The following is a 12887-nucleotide window of genomic DNA, read 5'->3' as shown; positions in this document are numbered from 1 at the left end:
GCCGCTGCCGCACGCGACCGACGGAGGGCGGGCCGGTGAGTCCGGCCCGCCCTCTTGTCGGTGTCGCCCCAACAGGCGTCGGCTCAGCCGAGCTTCGCCGTCTGGGCCTTGATCAGGGCGGCCGGTACGTCGTAGTCGGAGACCTTGGCGTCGTCGGCGAACGCCGCCATGCTGATCGAGTAGTACGTGGCGATCGTGCTCCCGTGCCGCGCGACCTCCGCGTGCACGACCGGGCTGCCCTCGGAGTCCGCGGTCACCGCGAACGCCAGCGACTCGTCGCCGTTTCCGGAGGCCTTCTCCGCCTCGACCTTCTTGAACTTCTGCGGCTCGTCCTTGGCCGTGGCCGTGAAGCCGCCGCCGCAGCCCTCGATCGCCGCGGAGAGCGAGGACATGGTCTCCTTCGCGCCGTCACCCTCGTACGAGGACAGCGCGACGAGGGTGACGGTCGAACCGAGGGCGTCGGTGATCGAGTTCATCGCGTCCTCCATCTCCTCCTCGGTCATGTCCTCCAGGTCCTTGGTGGGGGACGCGCTCGCCTTGGCCGTCGGGTCCTCCTGGGCCATCCGGTTGACGGACGAGGCCGAGTCGCCCGGCGCGAAGCCGGTGAGCACGTACGCGACGGGCTTGCACTTCTCGTTGTCGACCTTGATCTCCTCCTTGGAGGAGGCGAACTGCTCGGACTGGTCGGCCGGGCCGACCTTGAAGCCCTTGACGTCGGCCGTCGCGATGACGAGCTTCTCCAGCTCACCCTCGCTGAGGGTCTTCGCTGCCGCGGCCGGCTCCTTGCCCGCGGCCTTGTCGTCCTTGCCCGATGCGGAGTCGGAACCGCTGTCGGAGCAGCCGGTCACCAGGGCGAGCGAGAGGACGGACACAACGGCTGCGGCGCCGGGACGCGGCAGCGCGAGTCTCTTCATTATTCGAATGTTCCTTCGGTGGTATTGCGGTGAAGCTGGGAGTCTGAGGGCCGGTCAAGAAAACGTCAAGCCGGTTCCGGGAACGGCATACTGCTCTGCGCCGACGGACAACGGGGACGACAGCCGCCGACCCTCCCCGCGGCTTCCTGTGGAGAGAGGTGACGGGCGTGGGCCTGGATCTCGACGGGCGTGCGCACGCGCGCCAGCGGTGGGCGGCGCGCGGTGCCCTGACGGCCGTCGGCCTCGCCGTGCTGCTGCCGATCGGATTCGCCGGGGCCGCGAGTGTGCTGCTCGTAGTGATCGGGGTGCTCGGTACGGCGATCACGGCGGCCGCGCTCTGGTGGGTACTGACCCTCCGGGGACCGGCCAGGGGCGCGGCCGGGGTGCTGGCCCTCGCGACGCCCGCCACGGTCATCGGGCTCTTCGCCGCCGCGAACCTGCTCTGGGTCGTCGTGGTGTCCCTGGCGCTGTGGGGCTTCGCCGTCTGGGCCGGGAAGTTCGCGCTCAGCCTGACCAAGTCGCACGCCGTGCGCGTGTCCGAGCGGCGGACCCCCGCCCCCGCCAGGCCCTTCCTCATCATGAATCCGCGGTCCGGCGGCGGGAAGGTCGAGCGGTTCGGGCTGAAGGAGAGGGCCGAGCGGCTCGGAGCGCGCGTCCACCTCCTCGACCCCGCGCAGAAGGAGGACGTCACCGAGCTCGCCCGGCGCGCCGTCGCCGATGGGGCCGATCTGCTGGGCGTCGCGGGCGGTGACGGCACACAGGCGCTGGTCGCCGCGATCGCCGCCGAGCACGACATCCCGTTCCTCGTCGTCTCCGCCGGGACCCGCAACCACTTCGCCATGGACCTCGGACTCGACCGGACCGACCCCGCCACCTGCCTCGACGCGCTCACCGAGGCCGGGGTCGAGGTCCGTGTCGACCTCGGCTTCGCCGACGGGCACCCCTTCGTCAACAACGCCTCGTTCGGGGCGTACGCGGTGGTCGTGCAGAGCCCCGAGTACCGGGACGACAAGGTGCGTACGACGCTGGAACTGCTGCCGGAGCTGCTCACGCACCAGCGGGGGCCGCGGCTGAGCGCCCGGATCGAGGAGCCGGGCGGGACCGCCGGGGCCGGCGCGACGAGTGGGGCCGGCGGGACGGGCGGCGGGGCGGAGGCGGCCGGGGTGGCCGAGGCGGCAGTCATCGACGCGCCCCAGGCCCTCCTCGTGAGCAACAACTCCTACCGCATGGACGATCCGGCGGGCCTCGGCTACCGCGAGCGGTTGGAGTCCGGCCTGCTCGGCGTCCTCGGCATCAAGGTGGAGAACGCGGCCGAGGCCGCCGGGCTGCTGCTGGGAGTGCACTCCACCGGGCTCACGGTGCTCACGGCCCGCGAGGTGGTCGTCGACGCCGACCGCCCCGAGATCGAGGTCGGCGTGGACGGCGAGGCATTCGTCCTGCCCACCCCGGTACGGTGCCGCATCGAGCCCGGCGCGCTGCGCGTGCGCGTGCCCCGGAACCGGCCGGGCGTGCCGGAGACCAAGCCGCCGATGGACTGGCGCCGGCTGCGCAAACTCGCCGCGGCGGTGGGCCGTACGGCACTCCCCAAGCACCGGGCCCTGCCCAGGAACGAGCCTCTTCCCGAGAACCGGACCCCGCCCACCGCATGACCCACCGCATGCCCCTCCTCATGACCCACCGCAGGACATCGACAAGCTCAGGCCCCGCACGGTACTGATGGGGCATGAGCGATGACGGGGGGCGGTTGATCGGCGGCCGCTACCGGCTGGCCGAGCGCATCGGCTCCGGCGGGATGGGCACCGTATGGCGGGCCGTCGACGAACTCGTGGAGCGGGACGTCGCGGTCAAGGAGCCGCGGCTGCCCGGCGATCCGCAGGACGCGGCCCACCAGCGCGCGTACAACCGGCTCCAGCGGGAGGCGCGGGCGGCCGCGCGCGTGGAACACCCGGCGGCCGTCGCCATCCATGACGTGGTCGTGGAGGACGGACTGCCCTGGATCGTCATGGAGTTGATCCGCGGCGAGTCCCTCCACGAGGTACTGCAGCGCGGCGCGCTCCCGCCCGCCGAGACCGCCCGGATCGGGCTCGCCGTCGTGGGCGCGCTGAAGGCCGCGCACACCAAGGGCATCGTGCACCGGGACGTGAAACCGGCCAACGTGCTGCTCGGACAGCACGGCCGTGTCGTGCTCACCGACTTCGGCATCGCCCACATCCAGGGCGAGGAATCCATCACCATGAGCGGGGAGTTCGTCGGCTCCCTGGAGTTCATCGCACCCGAGCGGATGTCCGGCCGCGGCGCGGGTCCCGCCGCGGACCTGTGGTCCCTCGGCGTCTGCCTGTACGCGGCCGTCGAGGGCTGGTCCCCTTTCCGGCGTACGACGCTGGAGTCCACCCTCGCCGCGATCCTGTCCGGCGAACCGCCGGAACCCAAGCAGGCGGGGCCACTCGGCGCCCTGATCGTGCGGCTCCTGGCGAAGGACCCGGACGAGAGACCGGACGCGGACGAGGTGGTCGCCGTGCTGGAGGCGGTGGCGGAACGGTGGCCGGTGCCGGCTCCGGTTGCGCAGAGTGATCTGACGATCCCTCAGGATGCCTCCGTATTGAGGGAGTTCGCGGACGACTCGGGGACGGTGCAACTCATCAGGCCTCCCGCCTCGGACGAGGCACCGGAGAAGCCGAGGGCGCCTGAGGCGTTCCAGTCCTCTGAGCCGTCCGAGCCGTCCGAGTCGCCCGAGGAGCCGGGGGCTTCCGGGCTGTCCGGGCCGCCCAAGGCGCCGGTGGCATCGTCCCGGCCGGAGTCGCCCGCCCGGCCGGAGACGGCCACCCCCTCCGAGACGGCCGCCTCCTCCGACGCGCCCGCCCCGCCCGATCCCCCCGCCCCTTCGGAGGACACCCGGGCCGAGCCCATCCCCGTACGCCCCAGGCGCAAGCGGTCCACCGCGCGCCTCGTGGCCGGAGTCCTGGCCGGTGCCGTCCTCGTCGCGGGTGGTGTCTGGGCCGGGACCTCGCTCACCGACGACAGTGCGACCGCCGTAGGGGGCGAGCCGTCGGTGACCCCGAACCCGCCGACCACCAGGGACAGTTGGGTCGCCCACGAGGAGGAGGACCTGAACGCCGTCCTCTCCCTCCCCAGGCAGTACGTGCGCTTCCACGAGCAGGGCGGCCCCGACGACCAGCCGCGCATGGCCATCTACGACAACGACGAGGTCGTCCAGGTCCGCCTCACCCAGTGGGACGAGGCGCCGCGCTCGCCGATGGGCCAGGCGAAGGACTCGGCCGAGACGTGGGCCGGATACGGGCAGTCGCAGACGCAGTACACGAAGACGTCCTTCGACGGGAACGAGGCCGTGCTCGTCGACACGACCTACGAGACCGAGGGCAGGCTGGTTCGTGTCATGGAGCTGATGATCCTCACCGACGACAGCCGGCTGTACGAGCTGCGCGTCGACATGCCGAAGGGGACGGCGGACGAGAAAAGGGGCACGGAGGTGTTCAAGGGGGCGCGCGACCGGCTGAAGATCGGCGGGTCGAGGAAGTGGTCGCCGCGCTCCGATTTTTCGGCCGGTTCCTGATCGTCGCCGGACAACCCCCTGATCAGGCCATTCATTGCCAGTGATCGCTGGCGCCGTGTGTGCACTCGGTGAAACCCTATTACCGCCGGGTACCCAAAGCGGCGGGCCCGGGCATACGCTGCGGGCCATGACCGACTCGCAGGCCCCGGTACAGGCCCCGGAAAAGACCGGCACCAACCCCCTCGCGCCCGCCCCGGAGGGCGCCCGCACGGCTGCTGACGTGGTCACGCCGGAGCTGATCGCGCAGCTCACGCGTGGCGTGGTCGGTTCGGGCCGCACCGCCAACCACACGCCGTTCACGGGCGAGAAGCTGGCCGACCTGCCCGAGTCCACCCCCGAGGACGTGGAGCGGGCCTACGAGAAGGCCCGCGCCGCCCAGGCCGTCTGGGCCCAGACCCCCGTCAGGCAGCGCGCCGCCGTCCTCCTCCGTTTCCACGACCTGGTGCTCGCCCGCCAGGCCGAGGTGCTGGACCTCATCCAGCTGGAGACCGGCAAGGCCCGGCTGCACGCCCACGAGGAGGTGCAGGCCGTCGCCGTGGCGGCCCGCCACTACGGCCGCAAGGCTGTCTCCTACCTCAGGCCCAAGCGCCACGCGGGCGCCGTGCCGACCCTCACCAAGGTCACCGAGCTGCGCCACCCCCGGGGCGTCGTCGGCCAGATCGCCCCCTGGAACTACCCGCTGGAACTCTCCGTAGGCGACGCGATCCCCGCCTTCGTCGCGGGCAACGCCGTCGTGATGAAGCCCGACACCGAGACCTGCCTCACCGCCCTGTGGGCCCGCGACCTGCTGATCGAGGCGGGCCTGCCGGCCGATGTCTTCCAGGTCGTCCTGGGCGAGGGACCGGTCGTCGGCCCGGAGGTCGTCAAGCGCGCCGACTACGTCTCGTTCACCGGCTCCACCCGCACGGGCCGCGAGGTCGCCCAGAGTGCGGCGGCCCGCCTGGTCGGCGTCTCCCTCGAACTCGGCGGCAAGAACGCCATGCTGGTCCTGGAGGACGCCGACATCGACAAGGCGGCGGCCGGCGCGGTCCGCGCCTGCTTCTCGTCCGCCGGTCAACTCTGCATCTCCATCGAGCGGTTGTACGTCCACGAGTCGATCGCGGACGCCTTCGTGGAGCGGTTCGCCACACGCACCAGGGCGATGCGGCTCGGCAAGTCCCTCGCGTACGGCGCCGAGATGGGCTCGCTGGTCGGCGAGCGCCAGCTGGAGACGGTGACCCGGCACGTCGAGGAGGCGGTCTCCAAGGGCGCCAAGCTCGTCGCGGGCGGTGTCGCACGCCCGGACATCGGCCCGTACTTCTTCGAGCCCACCATCCTGGACGGCGTCGAGGCGCCGATGGCGGTCTGCAACGAGGAGACCTTCGGCCCCGTCGTCTCCATCTACCGCTTCAAGGACGAGGACGAGGCGGTCGAACTCGCCAACTCCACGCCCTACGGCCTCAACTCGTCGGTGTGGACGAAGGACGGCCGCCGCGGCGCCAAGGTCGCGGCCCGCCTGCGCACCGGCACGGTCAACGTCAACGAGGGCTACGCGCCCGCCTACGGCAGCGTCCAGTCCCCGATGGGCGGCATGAAGGACTCCGGCCTCGGCCGCCGCCACGGCTCCGAGGGCATCCTCAAGTACACCGAGGCCCAGACGGTCGCCCAGCAGCGCCTGCTCCCGATGGCCCCGTCCCTCGGCATGGACGACGAGGGCTACGCCCGGTTCATGAGCCGCAGCCTGAGGCTCATGAAGGCATTCCGGTTCCGCTAGGAGTCTTTTCAGGGGCTTCGCCCCGACAGGGGCGCGGGGCTGCATCGATATGCGGCTCCGCCGCGTGAGCGCGAGCAACCACATACGGCCCGCACGGACACTCAACGAGGAGCACACGTGCCTCAGGACACTTACGACTACGACGTCATCGTGGTCGGCTCGGGCTTCGGCGGCTCGGTGACCGCCCTACGCCTCACAGAAAAGGGCTACCACGTAGGCGTCCTGGAAGCGGGCCGCCGCTTCACCCCCGAGTCCCTCCCCAGGAACTCCTGGGACCTCAAGAACTACCTCTGGGCGCCGAAACTCGGCATGTACGGCATCCAGCGCATCCACCTCCTCGGCAACGTCATGGTGCTCGCGGGCGCAGGCGTCGGCGGCGGCTCGCTCAACTACGCCAACACCCTCTACGTACCGCCGAAGCCGTTCTTCGAGGACCCGCAGTGGAAGGACATCACCGACTGGCAGGAGGAGTTGAAGCCGTACTACGACCAGGCCCAGCGGATGCTCGGCGTACGGCTCAACCCGACCATGACCCCCTCGGACGTCCATCTCAAGGCGGCCGCCCAGCGGATGGGAGTGGGCGACACCTTCCACATGGCACCGGTAGGTGTCTTCTTCGGGGACGGCGAGGACGCCGACGGAACCGCGAAGGCGAGTCCCGGACAACAGGTCGACGACCCGTACTTCGGCGGGGCAGGGCCCGCCCGCAGGGCGTGCGCCGAGTGCGGCGAGTGCATGACGGGCTGCCGGCACGGCGCGAAGAACACCCTCAACGAGAACTACCTCTACCTCGCCGAGAAGGCGGGCGCGGTCGTCCACCCGATGACCACCGTCGTGTCCGTCACCGACGACTCGCAGGGCGGCTACGCCGTCACGACGCTCCCGACGGACGAGAAACGCAAGGGCGAGGGCAGGACCTTCAAGGCCCGCCGGGTCGTCCTCGCCGCCGGTACGTACGGCACCCAGACCCTGCTGCACCGCATGAAGTCGAGCGGCCGACTGCCGTACCTGTCCGGCAGGCTCGGCGAGCTGACCCGTACCAACTCCGAGGCCCTGGTCGGCGCGCAGACCGACAACCGCCGCTACCGCAAGGCCACCGGTGAGGCGAAGGTCGACTTCACGCGCGGAGTCGCGATCACCTCGTCGATCCACCCGGACGAGAACACGCACATCGAGCCCGTCCGCTACGGCAGGGGCTCCAACTCGATGGGCAGTCTGTCGATCCTCCAAGTCCCCTACACGGAGGGCTCGTCGAGGGTTTTGGGCTGGCTGGTCAACGCGGTGAAGCACCCCACCCTCGTGGCCCGGTCGCTCTCCAACCGCCGCTGGTCGGAGCGGACCATCATCGGCCTGGTGATGCAGTCCCTCGACAACTCCCTGACCACGTATCTGAAGCCGAAGGGCGCGGGCAAGGGCCTGCTGACGGCCAGGCAGGGCCACGGCGCCCCCAACCCCAAGCAGATCAAGGCCGCTTCGGAGTCGGCCTCCGCGATCGCCGCGGAGATCAACGGCTTCGCCGGCTCGAACGTCGGCGAGCTGATGGGCACCCCGCTGACCGCCCACTTCCTGGGCGGCTGCCCGATCGGCGCGTCGGCCGACGAGGGCGTCATCGACCCGTACCACCGGCTGTACGGCCACCCGGGCATCTCGGTGGTCGACGGCGCCGCGGTCTCGGCGAACCTGGGCGTCAACCCCTCGCTCACCATCACCGCGCAGGCGGAGCGCGCGATGTCGTACTGGCCCAACAAGGGCGAGGCGGACCCGCGTCCGGCGCAGGGGGCAGCGTACGAGCGCCTGAAGCCGGTCGAGCCCCTGGCGCCCGCCGTCCCCGCGGACGCCTTCGGCGCGCTGCGCCTGCCGTTCCTGGGAATCCCGACGGTGCCACCGAAGAAGTAACTCCGGCCGCACTCCCTGCGACAGACGGCCAGGGAACGACGAAGGACCTGCACCCCCCTCCGAGTGCAGGTCCTTCGTTTCTTGCGTGAAGCGCTGGTCGCGTGAAGCGAGTTACGCCCTACGCGTCCTAGACGTCGGCAGCGGCCTTGCGGCGGCGGACGACGAACACCGCGCCGACACCGGCGACGACGGCGGCGCCGCCGACGAGACCGATGGTCGGCAGGGCGGAGCTGGAGCCGGTCTCGGCGAGGTTGCCGGTCGGCAGCTCGGAGACGTTGCCCTGCGGCTTCTTGACCGGGTCCTTGCTGCCGTTGTCACCCGGCTCGGCGGTGCCCGGGCTCGGGTTGGCGGAGCCGGCCTTCAGCACCTCGAAGTCGTACTGCGCCCAGCCCTCGGCGATGCAGTCCTGGCCCTTGATGTTGTCCAGGTAGGCGCCGGAGCCGAAGGAGTACGAGTCACCGGCCGGGGCGCCCTTGTCGACGCTGAAGCGCAGGTCGACCTTCTCGCTCGCCTTCGCCTTCAGGGACTCGACGTAGAAGAAGTAGTCACCGGCCCAGTTCTCGTCGCCGATCCGCTCCCACTTGCCGGACTCGGTGTTCTTGAACTCCAGCGTGACGTACGGGCTCAGGAACTTCGCCTCGTCGAGCTCGTAGTTCTCGATCTCGGCGTAGAAGGCGACACCCTTGATGTCGGCCTTCGACTCGTTGGTGACGACCAGCTTGAAGTTGTGGAAGCCGTCACCCGCGACGATCTTGCCGGGCAGACCCTTGATGTCCGCGGAGACCTTGGCGTCGCCGTAGTTCTCGTCGAGGTCCTCGCAGTACGGGACGTCCGGGTCGGTCGGCTCCTCGCTCGGCCCGGGAGTCGTGGTCGGCGACCCGGTGGGCGTCGTGCTGGTGCTCGGGGTCGGCGTGCCCGAGGGGATCTCGGTGCTCGGCGGCGTCGTCGTGGGCGTCGCGCTGGGCGTCGTCGTCTCGGTGGTGGACGGCGTCGCGGTCGGCGTCGTGGACGCGGACTCGGTCCCGGTGGGCGTCGGGTCCGTCGCGAAGGCGGCAGGAGCCGACAGCAGCGCGAGCGGAGCTATGACGGCCGTCGTGGCCGCGGCGGCCATGACACGGCGAAGCTTCATTTAGACCTCGGAGAGTCCGGCGTACCGCAGCGTTGCGGCACGAGAGGTTGGGAGGCCTCCGCGTGCGGGATACGCGGGTACGGCCGTTGGTTCCGCAAGTGAGACCTGTGACTCCTGTAAAGGGTTGTCCTCGAACTCACAGAATTCTTATGTGGGCTGGGTCACAGCAGGCCCGGACTTGTGAACTCCCTTGCCCACGCCTTAGAACTGTCCATCGTTTGTCTGTCGAGTAGTCCGTCGAGTAATTCGAAGAACACGTCGATCCGCGGGTCGATCATGGGGGAGAGGCGCGAGCGCCGTGGCCGAGAAGCCGTCGGAGAAGTCACCCGGGGAGCACGAGGGATCCGGGGAGCCCGGGGAGTCCATGCCGGACGATGTGTGGGCGCAGTTCGTCCAGGACAGCGAGCGGGACATCCGCACGTCCGAGGCGCCCAAGGAGCCGTCCGCGCGGGCCCGCATGGTGACCGAAAGGCTGCGGCAGCAGGAGGCGCGCGGCGAGCTGCCCCCGGGGTGGCGCACCGGGCCCGCCTGGCAGGAGATGAACGGGCGGGCGGCCCGGCGCCGCAAGGTGTGGACGGTCATCGGCGTCGTGCTGGCGATCGCTTTGGCCGTGGTGGCCATGAAGCCGTCCCTGCTGCCGGGTGACCTGTTCGGCACCGGCACGGACACGGACGGGGGCACGCAGTCGGCGAACCCGCTGCCCGACGAGACCGCGGCCCCGACGAACGCCCCCTCCGGCGCTCCCGGAACGCCCACGCTGGACAAGCCGTTCGCCGGCTCCCCGGCCGTGCGGTACGCCGACGGCGCCGCCGGAATCGTCCTGCCGGAGGCCAAGCCGGTCGGCGCGTTCGGCAAGGACCAGGTGGCCAGGGCCCTGGCGCAGACCAAGTCCCTGCTCGTCGACACGAACCTCGACCGCAAGACCCTGCTCGGCGGTACCCCCGAGACCACGCTCGACAAGATCCTCGACCCCAAGCAGCCGGACATGATCGCCGATGCGAAGTCCTGGCTCCGCGAGCCCGGCAAGGACAGCGACCCGCTCTGGCTCTTCAGCCGCTTCGACCCGGACGAGGTGCGGCTCGTCGGTGACGTGGTCAAGACCCGTGGCCGTACGACCTTCAAGGCGGGCCGGGACGGTGGCGTCGCCATCCACGCCGACTACACCTTCGTCTACCCGCTGGCCCCGGCCGACCCGGACTCCACCGAGGTCTCCCGCACCATCGTCCGCCGCGTCCTCGACCTGGAGCTCCTCAACCCGGCGAAGTACGAGGTCACCCCGGGCAGGCTCTCGGTCAACCGCTTCGACCAGGACCTCGCCAACTCCGCCTGCGACGTCTACGACGGCTTCCTGCACCCGCAGTTCGACTCGGCCGATCCCACGGGCGCGCCGCCGAGCGGGCCCACGAGCGACCCGTACGACCGCAGCCGGGACATCGGGAAGTCCGGGACGGAGGAGTGTGGAACGGTGTCCCGGACATGAGTACGGACATGAGTACGGGCGTGAACAGAAGGATCGTGCGGACCCTTGTGGCCGCATCGGTCGTGGCCGGCCTCGGATGCGCCTCGGCGTGCGCGGGCGGCGGCGACGACAAGGACAAGAAGGCGGCACGGGCGTCGGCCGCCGCACAGTCGGCCGACGAGTCGAAGGAGCAGGCGAAGGACGGGGAAAGGGACGGGGGCGGGGACGGGGACAAGGCGGAGGACAAGGCGGAGGCGCCGGGCAAGGGCGATTCTTCGGCTGCCCCGGACACGGGCGATCCCCTGACCCGGGCGCAGTTGAAGAAGGCCGCGCTCGCGACGGGTGACGTCAAGGGGTACAAGGTCGAGGGCGCGGGATCCGCCGACCTCCAGGGCGCGTCCTCCCCGGCGGGCCCGGCCAAGTGCCAGCCGGTCGCCGACATGTTCCTGTTCACCACCGACCCGGCCTCACGGACCTCCCTCAGCCGAGGAGTCACGGCCAAGGACGAGACGAACGCCTCGGTGACGACGCTCGCGCTCCTCTCGTACGGGTCGGGCGAGGCCGACGACGTGCTCGCCGGGCTGCGCAAGGCGACGGGCGAGTGCACCGCGTACCGGTACGTCGGCTACAAGTACTCCGGGGTCGAGGCGCTGGCCGATCCGAAGCTGGGCGACGAGTCCGTCGCGTTCCGGCTGGTCGCCTCCATCGAGGGGGCGGAGGTCCCGGCCGCGTACACGGTCGTGCGCGACGGTTCGACTCTGGTGGCCTTCAGCTCGATGAACATGCTGGACGCCGACGAGGTCCCGGCCGAACTCGTCGAGGCGCAGCTCGCCAAGCTGAAGAAGACGACCGCCTGACCGGACGGCCCGGGACACGGGACCGGTCGCACGCCGTACCGGACAGGCGAAGGGCCCCGCGGGACAACCGCGGGGCCCTTCGTGGTCAGCACCGACGTCAGGGCAGCGCCGGTGCCTGCGGGACGGCGCCGGGGGGTGCGCCGCCAACTGGCTTCTCCGCCCGGTCGGCGCCCCGGCGCACCGGGGGAGTGCGCATGGTCTCGACCAATGGCGGTAAGACGGTCCAATGCTGTTGTCTGCTCTGGGACTTGGGGGTGGTTCCAAACATCGTGCTCGATGGGCCGCGGCCTCCGCAACCGTTTCGACCGCCCTTGCACAGATTCCGCCGGTCGGCTCCGGGCGTCCCCGGAGCCGACCTCTCTTGGGTGACCGGGCTGCTGTCCCCTGCCGTCCGGTCACTTCTCTGGAACGAGGTCCCACGGCGCACGTCCGTACGCCTCATCGTTCCAGCGGAGCCACGCGTGGTTCTTCGGGCCCGCCCCTGGCTGACACGGACACCGGGACCAACGAAGCCCGCGCAGGGGCGGTCACGCGCCGTACGGGTGAGAGGACATGCGTACGTGCGTGCACCGGACGTCCGTCGTACGCGGATCCCGCCCGCCCTCAGCATCCTCGGACGCGGTCTCCGGAGGCGGTCTTCAGATGCGGCCCCGGCACAGCTCCAGGAGCGTCATCGCGAGCGAGGTGCCCGGCTTGCCGAGCGCGTCCCTGTAGTGGCCGAGGACGTCCATCTCGCGTGACAGGTTCACACGGCGGCCTCCGGAGGCGATCCGGGCCTCCTGGATGACCGCCGAGATCGCCATGCGCTCCTGGACGAGGCCGATGATCCGGTCGTCGAGGGCGTCGATGCGTTCGCGGGCGCCGGTGACGACGTCGGCGGCTTCTTCGGTACGGGCGCCGGTCCGGTCCGTGGAGGTGTTAGCGGCGGTGTGGCCGGCCGTGTCGGCGGCTGTGCTCATCTCGGGGGCTCCTCTTCGAGTGGGGTGCCCCGGAGCGGCAAGGTCCGGAAACCGCGAGGCGCCCCGGGCCTTGTCGGCCCGGGGCGCCTGGGAAGTCGCTTGTCAGTTGCTCAAGCAGCACGACTATGGCAGCCGGTGGGCCGGTTGCCATAGGTAAAGACGAAGGTCTTCTGCGTGAGCATGGGAGCAGTATGCCCGGGCGGGCGGCGCCGTCCAACTCGGTTCGGATCCTGAGACAACTGGGGGCTGACGCCCCCAGACCCCCACTTGAACTTCAGCCCCTCCGGCGTTTGAGGAGCGGGGGTTCGGGGGCTCCTCTTCGAGTGGGGTGCCCCGGAGCGGCAAGGCC

Annotated in this window: 9 protein-coding genes; 6 read left to right on the top strand and 3 right to left on the bottom strand. The window is 70.8% G+C overall.

The features are described 5' to 3' along the window. Positions 1 to 83 precede the first annotated feature (83 nt). Positions 84 to 914, bottom strand: a complete 831-nt coding sequence (locus ACZ5VQ_RS43500) for a hypothetical protein (protein ID WP_469109842.1) — start codon at positions 912 to 914, stop codon at positions 84 to 86. 167 nt (positions 915 to 1081) lie between these two features. Here ACZ5VQ_RS43500 and ACZ5VQ_RS43495 point away from each other — a divergent pair, with 167 nt between their 5' ends. The 4 genes from ACZ5VQ_RS43495 to ACZ5VQ_RS43480 all read left to right on the top strand — a co-directional run bounded on the left by ACZ5VQ_RS43495 (position 1082) and on the right by ACZ5VQ_RS43480 (position 8134). Further along, a complete protein-coding gene (locus ACZ5VQ_RS43495; protein ID WP_469109841.1) occupies positions 1082 to 2563 on the top strand; it encodes a diacylglycerol kinase family protein in 1482 nt (493 codons plus the stop codon). 74 nt (positions 2564 to 2637) lie between these two features. Further along, positions 2638 to 4485 carry a serine/threonine-protein kinase gene (locus ACZ5VQ_RS43490; protein ID WP_469109840.1) on the top strand — a complete coding sequence of 616 codons (1848 nt, stop codon included), beginning with the start codon at positions 2638 to 2640 and terminating at the stop codon, positions 4483 to 4485. 127 nt (positions 4486 to 4612) lie between these two features. After that, positions 4613 to 6238 carry a succinic semialdehyde dehydrogenase gene (locus tag ACZ5VQ_RS43485; protein ID WP_469109839.1) on the top strand — a complete coding sequence of 542 codons (1626 nt, stop codon included), beginning with the start codon at positions 4613 to 4615 and terminating at the stop codon, positions 6236 to 6238. Between the two features lie 117 nt (positions 6239 to 6355). Next, a complete protein-coding gene (locus ACZ5VQ_RS43480) occupies positions 6356 to 8134 on the top strand; it encodes a GMC oxidoreductase (RefSeq protein WP_469109838.1) in 1779 nt (592 codons plus the stop codon). Between the two features lie 127 nt (positions 8135 to 8261). Here the strand turns inward: ACZ5VQ_RS43480 and ACZ5VQ_RS43475 are convergent, their stop codons facing one another. After that, positions 8262 to 9263: an LAETG motif-containing sortase-dependent surface protein gene (locus ACZ5VQ_RS43475; protein WP_362072393.1), complete on the bottom strand. Its 1002-nt coding sequence runs from the start codon at positions 9261 to 9263 to the stop codon at positions 8262 to 8264. Between the two features lie 298 nt (positions 9264 to 9561). Here ACZ5VQ_RS43475 and ACZ5VQ_RS43470 point away from each other — a divergent pair, with 298 nt between their 5' ends. Together ACZ5VQ_RS43470 and ACZ5VQ_RS43465 are read left to right on the top strand one after the other, a co-directional pair. Then, a complete protein-coding gene (locus ACZ5VQ_RS43470) occupies positions 9562 to 10743 on the top strand; it encodes a hypothetical protein (RefSeq protein WP_469109837.1) in 1182 nt (393 codons plus the stop codon). Beyond that, entirely contained in the window at positions 10740 to 11579 is an 840-nt protein-coding gene (locus ACZ5VQ_RS43465) for a hypothetical protein (protein WP_469109836.1), read from the top strand. The genes ACZ5VQ_RS43470 and ACZ5VQ_RS43465 overlap by 4 nt, the downstream gene beginning before the upstream one ends. 638 nt (positions 11580 to 12217) lie before the next feature. Here the strand turns inward: ACZ5VQ_RS43465 and ACZ5VQ_RS43460 are convergent. Further along, the gene (locus tag ACZ5VQ_RS43460; protein ID WP_469109835.1) at positions 12218 to 12538 is read right to left on the bottom strand and encodes a chorismate mutase; all 321 of its coding nucleotides are present in this window, start codon (positions 12536 to 12538) and stop codon (positions 12218 to 12220) included. Positions 12539 to 12887: the final 349 nt, after the last annotated feature.

Source organism: Streptomyces sp. NPDC033178 (genome assembly GCF_055577685.1).
The sequence above is the reverse complement of the archived record's forward strand: the minus strand, read 5'-3'. Positions and strand labels throughout refer to the sequence as shown.